General features: G+C 34.6%; 11 protein-coding genes and 2 pseudogenes. 6 read left to right on the forward strand and 7 right to left on the reverse strand.

The window, feature by feature from the left end:
• Nucleotides 1–695 precede the first annotated feature (695 nt).
• Nucleotides 696–6,584 carry a GLUG motif-containing protein gene (locus tag METEV_RS11750; RefSeq protein WP_013195726.1) on the reverse strand — a complete coding sequence of 1,963 codons (5,889 nt, stop codon included), beginning with the start codon at nt 6,582–6,584 and terminating at the stop codon, nt 696–698.
• A 384-nt stretch (nt 6,585–6,968) separates the two neighbouring features.
• Nucleotides 6,969–8,558 (reverse strand): annotated as a pseudogene (locus METEV_RS11755) (BCCT family transporter).
• Between the two features lie 613 nt (nt 8,559–9,171).
• Here METEV_RS11755 and METEV_RS11760 point away from each other — a divergent pair.
• The 3 genes from METEV_RS11760 to METEV_RS11770 all read left to right on the forward strand — a co-directional run bounded on the left by METEV_RS11760 (nt 9,172) and on the right by METEV_RS11770 (nt 10,584).
• Nucleotides 9,172–9,558: a hypothetical protein gene (locus METEV_RS11760; protein WP_013195727.1), complete on the forward strand. Its 387-nt coding sequence runs from the start codon at nt 9,172–9,174 to the stop codon at nt 9,556–9,558.
• Nucleotides 9,559–9,667: 109 nt separating this feature from the next.
• Nucleotides 9,668–10,006: a hypothetical protein gene (locus METEV_RS11765; protein WP_157197416.1), complete on the forward strand. Its 339-nt coding sequence runs from the start codon at nt 9,668–9,670 to the stop codon at nt 10,004–10,006.
• On the forward strand, nt 10,006–10,584 hold the full coding sequence (locus METEV_RS11770; protein WP_013195729.1) for a hypothetical protein: 579 nt from the start codon (nt 10,006–10,008) through the stop codon (nt 10,582–10,584). The genes METEV_RS11765 and METEV_RS11770 overlap by 1 nt, the downstream gene beginning before the upstream one ends.
• 637 nt (nt 10,585–11,221) lie before the next feature.
• Here the strand turns inward: METEV_RS11770 and METEV_RS11775 are convergent.
• The 3 genes from METEV_RS11775 to METEV_RS11785 all read right to left on the reverse strand — a co-directional run bounded on the left by METEV_RS11775 (nt 11,222) and on the right by METEV_RS11785 (nt 12,190).
• Entirely contained in the window at nt 11,222–11,470 is a 249-nt protein-coding gene (locus METEV_RS11775; protein ID WP_013195730.1) for a hypothetical protein, read from the reverse strand.
• Nucleotides 11,471–11,690: 220 nt separating this feature from the next.
• Nucleotides 11,691–11,963, reverse strand: coding sequence for a type II toxin-antitoxin system RelE family toxin (locus METEV_RS11780; RefSeq protein ID WP_013195731.1), 273 nt, complete (start codon nt 11,961–11,963; stop codon nt 11,691–11,693).
• Nucleotides 11,960–12,190, reverse strand: coding sequence for a hypothetical protein (locus tag METEV_RS11785; RefSeq protein WP_013195732.1), 231 nt, complete (start codon nt 12,188–12,190; stop codon nt 11,960–11,962). The genes METEV_RS11780 and METEV_RS11785 overlap by 4 nt, the downstream gene beginning before the upstream one ends.
• A 321-nt stretch (nt 12,191–12,511) precedes the next feature.
• Between METEV_RS11785 and METEV_RS11790 the strand changes: the two genes are divergently transcribed.
• The gene (locus tag METEV_RS11790) at nt 12,512–12,733 is read left to right on the forward strand and encodes a hypothetical protein (protein WP_013195733.1); all 222 of its coding nucleotides are present in this window, start codon (nt 12,512–12,514) and stop codon (nt 12,731–12,733) included.
• A gap of 223 nt (nt 12,734–12,956) precedes the next feature.
• On the opposite strand, the gene METEV_RS11795 is transcribed toward METEV_RS11790, so the two are convergent.
• Entirely contained in the window at nt 12,957–13,568 is a 612-nt protein-coding gene (locus tag METEV_RS11795; RefSeq protein WP_013195734.1) for a C2H2-type zinc finger protein, read from the reverse strand.
• 62 nt (nt 13,569–13,630) lie between these two features.
• A pseudogene (locus METEV_RS12490) lies at nt 13,631–14,773 on the reverse strand (IS630 family transposase).
• 854 nt (nt 14,774–15,627) lie between these two features.
• On the opposite strand from METEV_RS12490, the gene METEV_RS11810 reads away from it, so the two are divergent.
• Together METEV_RS11810 and METEV_RS11815 are read left to right on the forward strand one after the other, a co-directional pair.
• Nucleotides 15,628–18,453 (forward strand): phage tail protein, encoded by a 2,826-nt coding sequence (locus METEV_RS11810; RefSeq protein ID WP_013195737.1) that lies wholly within the window; start codon nt 15,628–15,630, stop codon nt 18,451–18,453.
• 47 nt (nt 18,454–18,500) lie between these two features.
• Nucleotides 18,501–19,610, forward strand: a complete 1,110-nt coding sequence (locus tag METEV_RS11815) for a PGF-pre-PGF domain-containing protein (RefSeq protein WP_013195738.1) — start codon at nt 18,501–18,503, stop codon at nt 19,608–19,610.
• Nucleotides 19,611–20,977 lie beyond the last annotated feature (1,367 nt).

Consider the following 20,977-nt stretch of genomic DNA (forward strand, 5'->3'; position numbering starts at 1 on the left):
AGAGGTTGATTTCTCTGTTTTCCTTCTGAATGTATTATATTCATATACTATTTCATCAGGTAATTTGTCCTGTATAATTTGCGTACCCAGCTCATTACAGCCGGATTCATGTTCTATATATTGGCCAACACATACCCATATAGATTTCGGTGATTTGATATATACTGATCACATTACTACCTTCTGGTTTAACTTTCAATTTATTACCAAAAGAGTCTGTAGCCAAGATACCCCCATCTGTATTGTTCTGTTCACCTTTTATACATATTTTCAATGTCTCCCCTTTATCTGGTTTAACTAAATATATTTTTGTTGTATTTTTTCGAAATTCCACACTTCCCATAATATCACATAAATAGAAATATATAAAATCCTTCTATAAAATTTCCATGATTATTTATTAATTTTTATATGTAAGATTTTTATTAATTATAAAAGTCAGTGGCCTCTGCCACATATGTACAGTAGATAATATTAATATTTGAAAATGAACAGTACCCAATATAAATTAAAACAAAATATGTCAATTAAACCACTGTAAAAGGTTGTTGATACCAAATGCTATTAAGGATAAAATAATCACATATACAACATATAATAAATATTCTTTATCCATTTTCTTTACCCGTACTGATTTTAATATAAGTAAAACCACAAATCCAAAAATAAAAAGATAGTGCAGAAACAAACTGCACTTAATTTTGTCTTCTCAAAACCATGTAAACTGCACCAAGTACACCGAGAGCCAATAATGAACTGAATCCAGGAGTAGATTCTGATTCCTCAGATTCATTTTGCTCTGTATCGGGTTTCGGTTCTGTTTCAGGTTCTGGCTCAGTTTTCTCTTCTTCAACTGTCTCTATTTCATCTCCTACTACAGTGAATACCGAGAATCCTGGAGTTGTAGCGGTGAAATGCAGCAGTTCATCATCTTCTGCTTTTTTGTTAGTCGGGAGGTCGTGCCATTCACCGCTGTGATATCTTGCCAACCGGATAGAATCCACATCGATGTTGTTCTCCTCGACCCACTCCTTGGTAACCTCGAACTCGATAAGCAGGTTGTCTGAATTATCATCCGAAACAGTACCTTCACTTCCTACAGTGATGCTCATTTTGCTGTAAGTTCGGGTTTTAGATTGTTCAGCTCCATCTGGTGTATCGCTCTCATCAGTTTCAGTCGGTGATTTGACATCGTCAGGCAATGTTTCAAGTGTTTCTACTTTGGCAACTACACGTCCCATGTTTTCCTTTGACTCAAAACTAATACCTTTTACAGAGTCGCTTTGTTCATCGAAGTCGTATTCAGTGGTTTTACCTACTGAAACAACCTTTTGTTTGGAATCTGAAGATAGGACATTTTCATTCGGCATATTCTGTCCTACACTTACTCTTCCTGAACTATCGGTTTCTTGGTCATCAGATTCATCTTTTGGAGGTGTTTCTGGTACTATTATATGGGTATTGTTCTGTAAATATGGATATGATTCCTTAGAACCAGAGTCGACACTCCATGTGTTTTCGAAATCCAAAGCCATGTTATCCATTGCAGCGTTACCTACCATCTCAGAAGTTGTGAGAGCTGTTCCACCATCTGATGAAGTTTGACCTGTTGTATCGGTATCCCAGTAGGCATCTTCGACGGTCGCATCGTTTTCGTTCGTTCCGATGAGGCCGCCTATAGTGCTGCCCTCGGTTGTAACTTCTCCAGTCGAGTATGATAGGTTCACGGTGCCAGGGGAGTTCAGCCCAACGAGTCCACCAACGTTTTTATCTCCATCAACATCTCCAAGAGCGTATGTGTTTGTCACAAGGTCATATTCGTTCCAGCCGATAAGTCCTCCGACGTTTTCATTACCTTCTACACTACCGGTTGCATATGACTGTTTTACTGTAGTAAGTCCTTTACTATTATATCCAATAAGTCCTCCTACATTATTTCTTTCAGGGGCGGTTATATCCCCGGTCGCGTTCGAAGTTTTTACAGTTCCTCCTAGATTGAAACCAACTAGACCTCCAAATCCAGATGGTAACTGACCTTGAGTTTCTACCTTATTAGAAACAGTATCAACCGTCTCAACCTTTCCCATCGCACTTGAGTTGTCAATAGTACCACGTTTGTTGCGACCAACGAGTCCCCCCAGGTTCCTTTCACCACTAACATCACCAGTGGCATATGAGTCGGTTACAAAGTCATTTTCGTTCTGGCCAACTAATCCACCCACATATTCATAACCACTAATATCACCAGTTGCATATGATTCACTAACTGTTTTTGGTTCAGATGCCAAATTGTAGCCGACGAGGCCGCCGACGTAGGTCGCACCTTCGGCATTCACATCACCTGTAGCGTTTGACAGTTCAATGTGTCCAATGTTAAATCCGATGAGGCCGCCGAAATTCTCAGGAGATGACGCTCCGTCGTGGACAGTTACTGTTCCGCTGGCGCTCGACTGGAGGATTGTGGCGCCCTTATTTATTCCAGCAAGCCCACCGACATCTTCAGAACCAGACACATTACCGGTAGAGTAACTCTGGTATACAGTACCAACATGGTCTACAGTACCAACATTATATTCACCAACGAGCCCACCGACATTATCAGAACCATTCACATCACCAGTAGAGTAACTATGGTTTACAGTACCTTGATAATTATAACCAACGAGCCCACCGACATCTTTAGAACCATTCACATCACCGGTAGAGTAACTATGATTTACAGTACCTTGATCATTCCAACCAACGAGCCCACCGACAAGCTTAGCACCAGTCACATTGGTGTCTTCAAGTCCCACATTATTGATTTCTGAACTATTGGTAAATCCAAAAAGCCCGACATTACTGGCACTTGGTCTATCAATTTGAAGTCCTGCTATTGTGTGGTTTTGACCGTCAAAAGTGCCTGTGAATCTTGTTGTCGAATTACCAATCGGCTTGAATCCGTTGTCGCCGTTGGCCGAGGCACTCGCCACTTCGTCGTAACCCTTGGTGTTTTTGTCGAGGTCGGAGATTAGTGTAAAGTTGGCATCGAGGTTCTCGCGGGTGTTGTTGAGGTGGTACCAGTTAGCTATTTTATAGGGGTTGGATTCAGTTCCGTTACCATCAGCGTACGATGGTTGAAGTCCTGGTGCAGGTTCTTGAGTGTTATCCAATAAATAAGGATACGACATCTTGCTGTTATCAATAACATTCCATGTATTCGTGAAGTCGAACCCATCTAAATTAGTCTCGGCATTATTGCCGGTCATTTCGGCGGTTGTAAGTCCTATACTACTGCCAGCAGAGTTATCTTGTCCCGATGTTTCGGTGTCCCAATAACTATTATCAGTAGAACCACTATTATTTAAACCTACGAGCCCACCGACATAATCACTAGAACCAGTCACATTACCAGTAGAGTAACTCTGGTCGATAGAACCATAATTCCAACCAACGAGCCCACCAACACTACTAGAACCAGAACCAGTCACATTACTGGTAGAGTAACTCTGGTTTACAGTACCACCATCATTCCAACCAACGAGCCCTCCAACACTATAACCAGAACCAGTTACATTACCGGTAGAGTAACTCTGGTTTACAGTACCATAACTATGACCTACGAGCCCACCGACATAAGCATAAGCATAATCACCAGTCACATTGATATTCTCAAGTCCCACATTACTGACTTTTGAATTGCCACCAATTTCTGCAAAAAGCCCGACCTTATTGGCACTTGGTCTATCTATATGAAGTTCTGTTATCTTGTGGTTTTGACCGTCAAAAGTACCTGTGAATTGGTTGTTATCATCACCAATTCCTATCGGCTCGAATCCAGCACCGCCGTTTGCAGTTTCGTTTGCCACTGAATCATAACCATCTGTTGTTTCATTCAGGTCGTTGACGAGAGTGAAGTTGGCATCGAGGTTTTCACGGGTGTTGTTGAGGTGGTACCAAGTCGCTATCTCGTATTCATTGCCCTCAGTACCGTCACCATCAGCATACAATATTTGGAGCCCGGGTTCTGGTTCTTGATTATTATCTACTAAGTAAGGGTAGGATATGTTACTGGAATCAAGAACATCCCACGTGCTACCAAAGTCGAAACCATTCATGTTGTTTTTAGCGGCTTCACCTTTCATTTTGGCGGTTGTGAGAGCCACTCCACCATCGGATGATGATTGTCCCGATGTTTCGGTGTCCCAATATGAATTATCAACAGTTCCCTCATCATTGTATCCAATCAAACCTTTGTTCATGAACATTGCACTGAATCTACCATTCATTTCTTGCATACTATCGAAGTGAGAACCTTCAATGTCTATTCCAAAGTCCTTTCCTTTGTAGACAGTTATTGTTTCAATACCTGAATCACTCCACGAACCATAGGTATCGAGATTCATTATATTTATCCGTGATTCGCCCTCTGGAGTATCAACAACGATATATGCTTTTGCAGATGCATCGTTATATGAGTGATGTCCACTAGCATCCCATTTAAATTCAAGTTCCGTTGTTTCCTGAGATGTAGTACGGTATTCCCAACTACTCTCATAGTTATTAGAATCCCAATTGAAATCTATACCATTATCAAATACACCTGTATGAGAAACTGAATGAGAATCAGGTCCAGAAGAACTCCATACTGATACTCGATTTATCGTGGATTCCACAGTACCAATAGAATATGAATTCGATATGTTACCTGAACTATATCCAACAAAACCAGATGTTTCAGAAAATCCAGTCACGTTAGCAATAGAATAAGATTTAGTCACATTACTTTCGTTGATGTATCCTACAAGCCCACCTACTTTTTCAGATCCAGTCACATTACCTGTGGAGTAACTTTGATAAACAAAACCATCATTATTATAACCAACAAGAGCACCGACTGCAGAATCACCCGTAATATTGACATCTTTAAGACTTACATTGCTAATTGAATTTCCATCTGTATATCCAAATAAACCAACATTATTTTCACCTAACCTGTTTATTACAAGATTTGATATGTTGTATCCATTTCCATCAAAAGTACCTGTGAAAGGATTATCATTGCTATCATTACCAATCGGCTCGAATCCATCCGCAGAGTTCTCAACTACTTCTTCATAACCATCGGTTGTTTCATTCAGGTCGTTGACGAGCGTGAAGTTGGCATCGAGGTTCTCGCGGGTGTTGTTGAGGTGGTACCAGTTATCAATCTGGTAAGGTTTATCCTCAGTTCCATCTCCTCCTGCATAGTTATTACTGACAGTATATGATGCATTCAAAGGTAGGTTATCCACACTATCCGTATTCGAATTTATCGTGTAAGAAGAATCACAGATACCATCGCCGTTCTCATCGATGTTTGTTTGACTGAAACCATCACCTGAGCGGTTTGCCCAGTAATTACCTCCCAGATATGGGCCGCCCATTATATTGGTGCCGCTTTTCTTTGAAATGTTCCAGTTATTACCTGTACAGCTGTCATTTACGTAGGCATTATTTGTATTGTTCAGGTAATTGTTGTAGATTAGATTATTACTGGGAGCGTTACCATTACTATTTTGATCTAAAGAGATACCTGTAACAGAACTGTTGTTTATTTTATTGCCGTTAACCTTATTGTTTTCACTGTTTCCACTAATTAATATACCTACTCCAGAAGTATCTACAGTATCATCATATGTAGTATTGATAATTTTATTACCTGTTACATTGTTTTTACTGGAGGTTCCAAGCAGACCAATACCTAAACTATTGTTCGCAATATAGTTATTAGTTATATTATTAGATTCACTGTTTCGATTATATATAGTAGCTAAATTGTTTAAAAAGGTATTATTAACTAAATTGTTATAATTTGAATTAAATGAACAAATACAAATATAGTTTTCCTTAAAGATGTTGCTTGATACATTTGTTTTATTAGAAGATTCCAGACAGATGGCATAATCAAAGCCATCACCACCATTATTTATGAAGTAATTATCTTTCACATTAGAATTATTTGATTTTTGTAGAATTACCCCCTTTGAATTATCTGTTATATTATTATTTGTTAGATTGATGTAATTAGCATTACTAACATTGACTAAAGTATTACTGGAGTTAGTGATATTGAAACCGCTAACATTAACATTGTCTACACTTATACTTATTGTGGAACCAGTATTTAATCCATCTATCACCGGTTTACTGTTGTTATATGTAAGTTCTGTGACGTTTGGATTGTCAATTTTTAGTGACCCGTTATAGAGCCCGTCTCCTACAATAATAGTACCGTTTTCAGCTGTAGAATTGTCCACTGCTCTCTGGATTGCTATTGTTTTATTGTTAACACCGGATTCATTCACCCAGCTGGTACTACTGTTATTGTAGTAATAAACACCTGAATTGTTTCCTTCCCAGAGCCCAGCTATTACGTTATCGCTATTGTTTATAAGCAACACTTGTTGTTTGTCTGGTGTGTAACCATCATATGTATCAGTTCCATAGTCAGGAAGAGCTGTTGACATGCCTGAAAATGCCATAAGGATAGTAACAATTGATATCATCAATATCGATATTTTAAATGCTTGTTTTTTATTAGAAGTTTCAGAATCGTATTTCATTTAAAGTCATCTCTTATTTTTATGAGTTGGATTATATGCTAAACTAATAAAACTCTGTTAATATATTTATTATAACTTTTCATTGTATAAAATTTTGAAAAATACAAATTAAAAATTAAAAAATAACTGTGGATGAATAGCTTGAGATGGTTCTTTGTATTCAATCATTCCATCCTCAACCAGAGTAGAAAGTAGAGCAAATGCAAAAAGCAACTACAAGGATTATACCAGGAATTATTTTCGAACTTTCCATGGTACCATCTCAGCTGTAAATTTAACATTTGTTGTAGTTACGTTAAACTTTATTTTGAAAATAGATAGTTTTGTGTAAATTTTACATTTGATATTTCTAATTATAAGCTCCAAATGATTAATTTCTAGTTTTTATTTCAAATATTGCTCTTTGATATATTTATACCAATCATAAGGTTTTGATTCTTTCCAATTATCTTCTTTAGGATAGTCTTTACTTTTTTTGGATATACTTTTCTCCGAAGTCCGTAGACCTTTGACAAGGCTTCGGCAAATGAACAGCATAATTATACAGAAAGGAAGCCCCGTAGTCATTAAGACAGTTTGAATAGCGAACAGACCACCAACTAATAAAAGTATCACTGCTACTGCACCTATTGAAATTGACCAGAATACTCTCTGATAGACAGATGGTTCAGGGTTACCACCGCTTGCAAGTCTGCAGACAACAATTGACCCCGAATCTGCAGATGTTACAAAGAAAGTTGTTATAGATATTGTTGCCAGTATTGAGGTGAAATAAGTTAATGGTAATTCTTCCAGCAGAGCGAAAAATAAGACTGGTAAACTTTCTGAAAATAGGTTTACAAGTCCGTCTGAACCAAACAGTACTATGTATAATGCTGTGTTCCCAAAAGCTATTATCCAGATAAAAGTTATAATTGTTGGAGTTATCATCACTCCACGTATGAATTCTCGAATAGTACGGCCACGTGATATACTTGCAACAAACAAACCCATAAATGGTGACCATGAAATCCACCACCCCCAAAAAAACATTGTCCATGATTTCTGCCATATAGCTCCCTAAGCTCTCTGATAAGCATTGATGTTAAATGTTAAACTAACCAGATTTTGTAAGTAGTCACCTATAGATTGGACAAATGAATTTAGCAAAAACATAGTTGGCCCTACAAGTATTATAAACACCATTATTATAAACCAAAAAGCTATATTTAATTCGCTAATAATCCGTGCTATTTTAGTACCTGACACAATTGACAGGGTAACTAGCAGTGTGATTCCAATTATAAACAAAATCTGATAGAATGTAGAAACTGATAAAATCTCAAGGTGATTTAGCCCTGAGTTAATCTGCAATACTCCAATACCAAGTGATGTAGCCACACCGAAAACAGCGCCAAATATTGCCATGACTTCTACAATGTTACCTATGAACCCGTATATTCTGTCGCCAATCATTGGATATAGGGTTGAGCGTATAGACAGCGGGAGGTTATGTCGGTATCCAAAGTAAGCAAGTGAAAGTCCCACTATAACGTAGATAGCCCATGCATGAAGTCCCCAGTGGAAAAATGTGAGGTTTATAGCCTGTCTAGCTGCTTCGATAGTTTCTGGTTTTGTGCTACCTAGAGGATTGGAGAAATGCATAATCGGTTCAGCTACACTATAAAAAAACATACCAATTCCTATACCAGAACTGAACAGCATGGCAAACCAACTGGTGTCGCTAAAGACTGGAACATCATCATATCTGCCAAGTTTTGTGTTTCCATATGGACCAATGTAGAGCCATATCATAAAAATCAGAAAAAATGCCACTGAAAGAATATAGAACCAACCAAAATATATGATAATCGAATCCCATAGAAAATTGAAAAACTGGTACATTTCTTGTGTATACAAACATCCCATTAAAACAAACAAGTAAATAACAAAAGATGAGACAAAAAAAACAAAAGGGTTGACTTTCAACTTCATCTCAAATATTCTCCGAATTAGATTTTAATTTGTTTTTGATTTTCGGATACAAAATTATTTTAACAAAATCGCATTGATTATTGTTAGAATAGTCAATCATAATTTAAAGATAAATTGAAACAAAAATAAGTAATTTTATTATGTAACATTCTTACTACCAAAATTTTGGCTCTAAGTTTTTAATTTATTAATGAAAAATAATAGATGATCTAAAATCAGTCAAACATTAATTTAAAAATGTTAAACTTTAATTTGAATAGTTGAGTGTAGATTTATGAAAGATCAGAAGTTATTAAAAATGTAAAAACATAACCAAATTGCAACCTTTTTAGATGTTCTGTTATGCTTATCCCTGCCGGGGTGTTGACACCCCAACTTTTTCTCTACAACATTTATAGAAGTCCTTGTTTTGACAATTTCTTTAATGCTCTCAAAAATTCTGCCGATAGACAGATGCAGGAACTAAGTCTTGGCATTAAATCAATTTGATAACGTTTAATAACAATTGATAACAAGTATTAACAGTAGTTTGAAAGATTAGATTTTATATCTGTTAACGTCTGATAATAAAATGGTAACAATTTTTATACTATCTATTTTTTATTTTTCTTTGATGACAAAGAAAGAGCAGTTGAACATCCGGATTGACAAAGAACTCAAGGACCTTGTAGTAGAATCCAAAAAACCTAACCCAGTAGTTGTAACAGAGACTTTAAATCTTTACTTCTATGGTAGTAAAAAAGAGGATGAAAATAATTATAAGTCAGCAGATGATAACAATAATAACGCCAACAATCAAACTGATGATAACAAAATGATACTAGATATTAACAGTATCATGTACCAATGGGTTTACGATCTCAGAGCTGAACGAGATACACTCAAAGAACAGTTAAAAGAAAAAGATAGCCTTGATTGGAAACTAACACAATACCAACAGAAATTAGGAAATAACGAAAACAAATTAAGGTTAATTGATAAACTGAAATTTTGGAAATAATAGATACATCATATAAGAGCATTTAAAAAACCGACTAAAAATATTTATATAAACCATATAGTCATAATTATTCTTGTGATTAAAAATGAATTATAAGTTTTTAGTTGTAATGGCAATTGCGTTAATATCATTGTTGACTGCAGGATGTACAGAACAAGTAGTACAAGAAATATCAGAACCGAACATTAAACTCTCTTCTTGGAACCATGATAATGATGCCAGTTTGAGTAAAGGTGTAGTTACAGATGTTACTTATACTCTCTATAATTCAGGGGATGCTGATGGTGTAGTAGATGTAGTAATCGTAAATGGGAAAAATGAAGTTTTAGCAAGGAGTTCAGAATATATTAGAGCAAATTCAAGAGTTACTAATACATTAGAAGCTGATACTTCAATAGATAATGAAAAAATAGGGATTAAGCTCAAGAACCAAAGAAAAGCAGATTAATGTTTCTAAATATTTCTGTAAAATATAAAACTACTACAAAACCATATACAAAAGTAGAGAGAATACCAACTAAAAAAGAATTTCAATTGGATTTTGATTATAGTGATTATATGAAATTAAAAATAATAACGACATTAATTATTGCTCTTGTTTTATTAGGTGTAGGTTGTTCCTCTACACCAAATGAAAATACCAAAAATGACGAATCGAATCAAGTTTCTACAGAAAAAGCACCTCAATTAAGTATTGGAGCAAGTTTTGATACTATAAAAGGTAATAAGGTTATAAAACTAAAACACCAATGGGGTGAATCAATAACATTTACCAAAGAAGAAACCACTGTAAAAATTAACGGGGAAAAGATTAATTATTATTTAGGTGAAGATACCAATTTAAAAAAAGGCGACATATATTATATTTACTACAATTCAAAGTCTAATGATTTCATGATGATTAACCAAAAGAAAGTAAAAAACGTTGTATACAGTGATTATTTAGCAAGCATGCCAAGAGAAGTTGATATAAAAATAATCGATAAAAATACTCAACAATTCATTGCTTCTATGAAACTTCAATGACCATAGATCTGAATGTGAATAGTAGCTCAATCCAAATAATATAATTAATTTGTAAAATAACCTTTTAATCTTGTTAAAAGATAATAAAAAATAACCTTGTCATCGTATTTTTTATTTTTTACTTTTGTTAATCCTTTTTTCATGTAGAAATCTATAGATTCATTTTTTGTATCTAGAGATAGATATCTACATCCAGCCTCATCAGATAATTTTAAAGTTTTTAATATTGCAACTTTTAAAAGGTTGTTCCTATACCATTCTTTTGGCTCTGTAGAAATCCTAGTAATTTAACCTTTGATAATTGAGATTTTCTACGGAGTTATTTTATTGTGTTCTATACTTATTATATATAGGAACAGCTTACAGACATTATAACTTTTTGTGTTATGCATATTGCAAATCGACTATTTTAATTCAATCGTCCTTTAGTTATGATTAAAAACACTATCAGGTATTTAATAGCTATGTTTTTATTGAATCCTTATTCTTAACACTTTAGAACAAATAATTGATTTTTAACATAAATCACAAACAAGACCGTTATTCAGTTTTTATACGATATTTGAAGTCACTGATGACCCTACGGGTAACCACTTAAAAAGGGTAAAAACGAATAGCTATAAAATAAAATCAGTATTTATTGTCGTTTTTTAATTGAACGGTACCAATTAGCAACTACTATTGGAGATCCTACGACTGGATTTAAAATAATACTTTTCAAAGATGGTACATAATTGCCAATAATTATCTCTATAAAATTGCCATCTACAATATTTGAACCTAATGTATATAAAGTTACAAAAAAGCCACCAAATACATACATTGCAGAATAGTTATAGATTATACTTTTTATCGCATATTTTATAGCTCCTCTTTCAAGTGACAATTTGTCAGATGATTTTGTTTCATTTATTTTTATACCTCAATTTACTGGTTTTTATTACTGTTTTTATTTTTTTTAATTATAATAGGAAAATAAATTATACCAAAATGAATTTATAAAAGGTTTTTTTGGTTATAAAACCTTATTATTACTGTTCACCAGTAACGTTCTTTGAATCTAATTTTGTAACGTAGAAAATGAAAAAGTAAGTATAAAAAGAGTATTATGATTGGTATTTTCTGTAAATATGTTTTCTATCTCCCAATTCTAGGACCATGATAACCATCTCATTATTTTCGATAGTTAAAATAACTCGGTACTGACCCACTCGATGAGAGTAGATAGAATGTTTTCCAGTACCACTTATTTTTTTAACACTATAATAAGGATTATGTCTTAACTCATCAATTGAGTAAATTATGTTTCTTGCTATCTCTTCTGGGAGTTTTTTTAGATTCTTCCTTGCTTTGGTTGTATATGTAACTTCATAGCTCATGTTATTCCAAACTCGCGTTTTATCTCATCATTGCTGTGCAACCTCCCAGCCTTTATATCTTCTAATGCTTCTTCAATACCCTGAATTGCTTCATCACTCAACTCATTGTCATCAATAGCCATTCTAGCCAATCTTTCAATCACTGAATTGTAAGGTTCTTTAGGGTATTGACGTAGCTCGTTTAACATTTCCTTGGTCTGGGGATTTACACATATAGTAGTGGTCAATTCGTATCACTCCTGTTCTTTTCGTTTATTTTCTATAGTTTAGGTTTGCTGCTTTTAAACTGTTTTACCTATTTCATCTTCAGGTTTGCTGTTTCTAAACAATTGTACCTATTTTCGTTTCTGTATATTACGTTCTATGTTCCAGATACTTTATATTGACCTATATGACACTATAACGCTTTATATCTATATATACGTTTTGATGCCCATAAACATCTGGTAAAAAAAACGAATAGTTTAATCCAAGTAGTAGAATTACAACACAGTTTTATAGTCCGATATTGAACAAGAACAATATAAAACTAAAATTGTGAAGAAAACATGTATGATGAGCATGGAATACCTGATAAATATAACATTATAGACGAAACTGAACATTGGATTTTGTATGATATGAACCAGGAACCAAGTCCAGGTGATGTATCACAAGCAATAGATATATCTCACAGACAGGGGATTGACATATATTCAAAACATAAAAAACCTGGTAATATATTCAAAATGCGAGGTCCAATACCATTCATATTATTTTTTAAAGGTTGATTCTTAATAATTTAGTTCATGCTTAAGCCCTTACTACGATACAAGATTGTAGAACAACTTTCTCTGGTTCCTCTGATAACTTTTAATGTCTCATCGATAAATTTAAGGTATGGGTTGTTTCTCTTCATAACTGCTCTTTTGTTTGAATTTTGGACTAAAACCAAAAAGTAGCAATTCTTCTTAAATTATTTCAAAATTAGAGAGATTTAAAAGAATAGGATTTCTACAGAGCCATCTGATTTTCATCAATGTTGCTAATCAAGGATTCTTTGGATGTAATTAAGGATTCTTTGAATGCATGATGAACATCATTTTTATGTTGATTTAATACATGTTCACTTATAAATTTACGTGAGCAATATTCGCAAGTAAATTCAAGACTATGTTTTTTTTCCATGTGAATCAATTTGTTCTTACTATCAAATGTGCTAATCAAGGATTCTTTGGATGTGTGATGAACATCATTTTTATGTTGATTTAATGCATGTTCACTTATAAATTTACGTGAGCAATATTCGCAAGTAAATTCAAGACCATGTTTTTTTTCCATGTGGTTTATCAATTTGTTTTTACCATCAAATTCACTTGAACAAATACCGCAAATATGGTTATGTTTTTTATTTTTGCCACCGGAAGTTGTTTTTTTACGTTTTCCAACTTCTGAGGGAACAGAAGAATTTACTATTTCATGGGTTACAACTTTTGAGGGATGAGAAGGACGATTCTTTATAAATGATTGATATTTCTCATCTGAAACTACATAACTTCTTGTTCCACACTGCTGACAAAATCCGAAGTGATTAGGTTTTTTCCCACAATTTTTACATACACTCATAATTTATGGAATATGTTCACATTATATATTTTTTATTAAAACAGGTTTCTACTAGTGTCACATCACACTTCAATTGACGGATAAAGACGTTTCAATTTAACTCTTGCATCAGATGTAGTAAATTGCCAATTGATTCTGCAGTATTTCTCATTTCTATATGATTCCCATGCTCTGATTTCGTTAATGAAACCTGTATATCGCCAATTCTTCGATTTAAACATTGTTTGTTCAACACGTTCAACTCGATTTCAGCCATATTTAACCAGCTTCCGTGCTTAGGGGTAAAAACCAATTCGAATCTATCAAGGAGTTGTTTTGCTTTCTCGGGATGGAAAGCCTCATAAAAAGAGCCAGGTGTATGAGTATTGTAATTATCCATGATCAATGTGATCCGTTTAGCAGAATTATATTTTGTTGCGATTTTTTCAATAAATTGAACCCAATCTTTCTTGGTTTTTCGTTTTGTTATTTGCACGATCCTTTCTCCAGTTAGTGGTTCGCAAGCCATGAATATATTGCAACTACACTTTCGTCGGTATTCATAATCATATTTTTCAGGCTTACCAGCTGAGGCCTGTATCTTATTCCGTGTTTCAGAGATCAGTTGTTTAGGCGATTCATCCATACAAACCACGGGGAACAACTCAGAATAACTACGCTTATAAACATCTAATACCATTTCCATCTGTGCGACAAACGAACTGTTTTGTTCCGGAGGTATAACCCAACCTACTTTTTTCCAGGGTTTAAGTTCGTTTTTTTAAAACTCTCTTTATCGATTCATATGAAATACTATCTATGTATTCTAATTCTACCACTTTGTCAGCTAATAATCGCAATGAACATTGACTATGACCTTGTGATGGGTCGGAACAACTCAGAGCAATGATATGTGCTTCCATGTCACCATCAATTTTCTTTTCATAGGTTCGCTCATATTCCTTACCATTTAAAGCCATATCGAGCCCGTCTTCAACAAACCTCTTTTTCACACGGTCAATTTTCCTCATACCGATATTAAGCACACTTGAAACGACTTCGTTCGTATGCTTTTGTTTCTGATACTCCCCTTCATCACAGTTTAGTAAAATCAATGCATTCTGGTACTTCTGAGATTTATGTTTCCCCTTTGAAACAATGGACTCTAATTCTTTCCTTTCTTCTTTGGTAAGTGTGATAATGAATTTCTTTGCATATACATATATTGTATGTTATATGTAATAAAGATTACATCTTTTTTACTGTGACTTTACACTAGATATTTTTCTAAATACCAAAAAAGATAATTTTGGTTGCAATTTCTGGTGTGAAGGAATCAAAATATTTGGGCTCTGTAAAAAATCTATCTAAATCAGAATCATCGAGCTTAATTCTACAGGTTTTACTAATATTAGGTAATATGTTCTTAATTAATAATGAATTCAATTATTATCAGAAAATTGAGGATTTCTACAGAGCCCTTTTTCTATATTTACTTTTCATTTGTTTTACTTATTAACAAGTAAAATTTAACCTTTATACTATAAACTTTATACATATAAGTGATATTATACAGTAACTATATAAAGTTTCTTAACCATAATCACTAACATCAAAATTTGTTGGTAACACTATTAAGTTCAAACGTTATACTATAAAGTTTGATATTATATATACTGCTGTTAACCTAAAAAGGTTATCGCCGAAATTTTGCAAAAAATACCCTAAATTAGAAACTTTATGTTCAAAATCAAGGTTTTTGGTTCAAAAACTATCGCCGGAAAATAACACCCTGTATTTGATTTGTATATTTGATTATAAACTTTTTCCGGGAACTCAATAAGATTATACTTTCATCCCCAAATTTTTATATAAAAAGTAAATCATTAAAAAATATTTGTGTAACAATGTTTCAGAACTATATTAAGTTGTATATCGTGGTTATGAAAATAGCCATGTAAACACAATAAGTTACGCACTTGATGGTGTACACACTGCTTACCTAATTAAGTTCAAATGTTTCGTGTAACACCAAGTCTATATTAAGATAAAACGGTTCAACAGAGGTTGAAAATAAAATATGAAAGGAATTAAAAACATAGCAAAAATTGCAACATTTCTAATGATAATGATTGCTGTCACAGGAATGGCAGCGGGGACAGTAAACGATGCAGGACACCCAGAAGACATCGAAATTGGACAAGGTTCTGTAAGTCAAAATATTACTGAATTAGACTTTGCTAATAATGAAACTGCAGAGATTAACATAACGCCTCTTGCAGATAATAGTGTTGATCTTTCATCAATTAGTGTTACATCACAAAACACTTCAAATGACGGCGATTTGACCTATGACACTGGAACTGGGAATATTACAATCGCACCTTCAAGCAACACAAACGTATCCCAACTGAATCATGTAAAAATCAGCGGAATGAATACATCAGGTGCTGGACACTCTACTGGACTTAAATACACCGTAACCCAAAACAATGAAGCTGAATCGAGTGACTTTGGTTTCGTCGATACAATCGCACCTCCTCAACCAACAGGTATAACAGCCTCACCATCCCAAGGAGACATCAATTTAAATTGGAATGGAGTATCTGATGGTGGTAGCGGATTAAAAGAGTACAATGTATATAGAGCTGAAACAGAAACCGGATCATACACTGAAATTACTGATTCTAGTGATACCCAAGAAACCGACTCGGGCCTTACAGAAGGTAAATATTACTACTACAAAGTAAGTGCAGTAGATTATGCGGGTAACGAGGGTCCAAATTCAACAGTTGTTTCATCATATTCAGATTCCACTCCACCAAGCTTACATAGTGCATCCAAAATCGACTCACAAAACATCAGTGTACTGATAACCGACAATTTCAACACAACAGAAGCAACAATTTCTAAAGAGGATTTCATACTCAACGCTGGCACCATCGACAGCATAACAAAAACTGAATCTGGAAGCAATACCACAATCAAAATAACATTAACCAGCGAAGTAGACACAGATACAATAGACATCAACATTAACGAAAGCGGGTCTATTGAAGATAGTGCCAATAATGTCCTTGATGATTCTACCGTCTCAACAGCTGTATCTGTAAGCGGAATGGATGGTGTAGCACCAACATTGGACAATGCAAAAAGTGTAGACAAAACCACCATCAATGTAACAGTTTCAGATTCTGGTACTGGTCTCAATATAAGTAAAATTAGCAAAAATGACTTCTCATTAAGTACTGGTTCTATATCCACAATCGACACCAACAATCTAAACGATGGTGATGAAAGTGGTAACATAACAATAAACCTTGAAAGCAAAGTAGACGCTGACACAATTACTGTTAGCCTACAAAATGATGGAATTAATGATTCAGCAGGAAACAGTAATACATCAGGCTCAGCAACTACAAACAATATGGACGGTGTAGCACCTACTATAAAAGAGTTTAAAGCTGCAAATACTGAAGCACAGAACATCAGTATAACATTAAATGTATCTGAAGAACTTGGTGGAGAAACAAACGACATAAATGTCACCATTACCGGTGCAGAAAACGCTGAAATGGACAACAACAACTTCTCAACCGAAGATTCAAGTGCACCTTATGTATATACAGCAACTTATGAAAGCAGTACAGACGGTGACTATACAGTAACATTGAATACAGCTAAAGATTCTGCAGGTAACGATGGTGCAGATAGCCAATCTAATACAGTAACAGTAGATTCTACAGGACCAACTTTCAGCAACAAATATCCTACACAAGGAACGTTAGTAAATGATAACCAACAGATGATAACTGTTGATATATCAGATGTAACATCTGAAGTTGATAAAGGTTCAATCTATGTAGACTTGGGTAACAACGATAATCCAACTAAATATCTAGACCGTAACAAAACCTATGCTGGAGACCATATAAATTTCACCGAAAGCGGTACTCTAGAAATAGACCCTAGTAAATATGGTAATGATGGATTAGAATTTGATGATGAAATTGTTAATGTAACAGTCAGAGCACAAGACAACACCGATTCTAAAAACGAAAATATTAAAGAGTGGTCATTTGAAGTTGACTCAACAGAACCAAGTGTTGAACACGCTACCATCGAGAGCAGCAAGTCATCCATTAGCATGACCGTTGTTGAAGTCACTTTTGACGAAGAAATTGTTACCTCCTCACCTGGAGATATATCAATGAACATAAGCAACGGTGAAACTCAAAAAGAAATACCTGCAAACGACAACATCATAGGTCCAACTGGAACAACAACAACAACATCCAAAGTAATCGAGTTCAATAAATCCAATGTGCAAATCAACAGTAATGATTACGAAATCGTTGAATTCAACGGTATATCTGATGAAGCAGGTAACAACATTGAACTCAATGAAAATGTCGAAATTAACACGTTCAGAAGAGGTATGAGTGCAGATCAGTTGAACTACGTATCATTCCCAATAGCTTCCGATAAAACCACACCAGTAGAAGACGTAATGGATACTTCTAGTGAATACACTATGTGGAAATATGAAAACGGTGAATGGAAAGCCTACAACAAATCCAATGGTATTGAAGAATTCAATAATGTAGAAGGCGGTCTTGGATACGTAGTTAAAACCAGCGAAGACTTCACAATCTCACCGAGCGTAGAAACAACATATGAAGGTGGAAATGTAGCACCAGCCACTGCAAATGTATATGAAGGCTGGAACTTGATTGGCTACTACGAAGAATATGACGGCTACAGTGGCTATGAAATCCCGAGCGGTTCAACTTTCATTTCACCACATGGTGAATTAAATTCCCCAAGCGAAGTAAGGTGGGTATCATTCACCGAATTGAGTGATGGTGTAGGAAATTACAACTCGGGTTTCTCAATCCAAGGTTGATAATCTGAATATAAAAACTAAAAAATAAAGCATGGAGGTAAAAAGTAATGAGGATGAAACAAACATTAACCATTCTCATTACCATTTTCCTTTTTGTGTCCATGGTCGGTGCAGCATCAGCTGATACAAATCCCACACCGCCACATCTCGTACACGGGTACATAAAGGACGATGGTAATGGAGTAAACGGCATCAAAGTAAAGATCGAAACAGATGACGGAACCAAATTAACAAATGATAAAACCTACGTCTCTACAAAAACAGATTCTGAAGGTTACTACAAACTCAAACCTAACGGATTACAAGACGGTAAAACATTAAGCCTGTATGTTGACGGTAAAGATATAGGAGAAGATATAACATACTCCACCGGAAAAGTAGAACAGGTCAACCACGAAGGAAACTACCTGAGCGACAGTTCAGATGACGACGGCGGCAGTTCAGGTGGTATCAGTGCACCCGGCACCGGAAAAAGCGACCAGGAAACGAAACAGATAAAAGCCGAGCTCAAAAACGGTAAAGCAAATACCAATATAAAACAGATCAATAAAGGCGATGAAGTTTCCATCGAGTTGGAAAGTGAAGACAAAGACCAGAAGGAACAGCAGAGTATAAAAAGCATATCCTTCAAGAGTAATGGTGAAGCCCAGGACGTCAATATCGAGATCACAGACCACGGAGAAACCAAACCAGAAACCGTGACGGATAGCGGTGACTCCGATACGGAGAAAATCTACAGGTACTTCGAAATCAAGCATGATAATCTAGATAACGAAAACATAGACAGTGCATCCATAACGTTTGAAGTCGACAAGGACTGGGTAAAAGAGAACAATGCAGGACCAACCGATGTAGGCGTCAAGAGATTCCACGGCGATGATTGGGACGAAGTGGAAGTGTCAATGTTCGATGAAACCGAAGACAAATACATCTACAAAGCCAAAACACCCGGTTTCTCGCATTACAGTATCTATCTCAAAGAGACCGGCCAAGATACAGACGGTACATCAGAAACTACAGAAGACACCAAAGAGCAGCCCTCAGGAGAACCTGATCAGGAAGATGGTGAAAGTCAGGGTATGCCCGGATTCACCGCGATAGGTCTACTAGCAGCAGGTGCAAGTGCAGCATTCTTAAAGAGAAAACAGGATAAGTGAAGTAATTAGCTAAAATCTAATTACTTTATTTACTTCTATAACTTCCAAACTAATTTAAATAATAAAAAAATAGCACCGTAGCTAAAACTTTGAAAATTCTCATTACCATTATCATCCTTTTTACATTTTCAAAATGTATAAAGAAAAATAGTTAACAGAGAATCATGTCCCTGTTTTTAGAGGTGTATATCAGACTATGGGGGTATAGTCTTAATTTTCCGTTTTTCTGTTTTTTAGCCATCCAAATTGTTTTACGGGCATGAGGAATAAGCCCATCCAACAATGGAATAAATCGTTTTTCCGTTTTTTCGGGGAGATAATAACTCAGTATTTATATCTCCTAATTATATAAAATGATGAACAAATAAATAAAATCTGCGTTCATAATTTTGATTGAGTTGAACATAAAATATACAAAAAGAACGAATATATGACCACATCTGTGTATGGGTTTGCAGTCAATACATTCTCATATTCTATCATTTAGTACCCTGCTTTATTATAGTACATAATATTAATTTTAACTTATAAAGTTTAAACTTTTTACTATATACTAGAAAAATAAAAACTATAAGTTTCTAAACTATGTAGAGCTGTGAAATACTACTTAGCTAAAGACCAAGTAGCTCCTTAAATTAAAAATTTAAGGATAACTTTAAATCTATGATTTAAAGTGCTTCCTGTTTCATCCAACAGTTATAAACCGTTGGCTTTCACGTACCCTGTTGCCCCATCCTCGTAAGCCACATGATACTACAACCTTTATAGGAACTCTGAAATATAAAAAACAGCAGAAAGTAATAAAAAGTTAGAACTTGTTAGTATAAACTTTAAAGTAAACCTATAAAGTATAACTCATTATCATATTTCTGTATAGTATATAGTTTTTAGTATAACGTTTTAACTTTAAAGTTATAAGTTAACATAATTTATCTTTGGTTTGTTTCAATTATCTGAAAACAATTTTCCCTTACCAGTTATAAAAATTTAAGTTTCTAAAAATAAATTTTGTTTTTATTCTTAACATTTATATAAAAGTAAACCTAAATATATTTTGAATAATATAACCAGAATGTAATGAAAAATTATGAATATATAATATCGTATAAGTCAAATCAGAGTTAAATTCTTAATAGAGTTGTAGCTTAAAGTAGTTTGCAGAGATTGTTTCTATATAATTCGGTTTTAATTATAATCAAGTTCAGCTAGTTCTCTATATTTTGAATATAACAGGTTTTACTTATACAAATTAAATGATAATGAGAGGAAACATGGTAGATAATAAAATTAGAACCAAATTTTTTACAGTTTTATCGGTGATAACAGTCAAATCAGCTGGTTTAGCAGCAAGGAATCTAAATACAATT

The sequence above is a fragment of the Methanohalobium evestigatum Z-7303 genome (assembly GCF_000196655.1).
GTDB classification, from domain to species: Archaea; Halobacteriota; Methanosarcinia; order Methanosarcinales; family Methanosarcinaceae; genus Methanohalobium; species Methanohalobium evestigatum.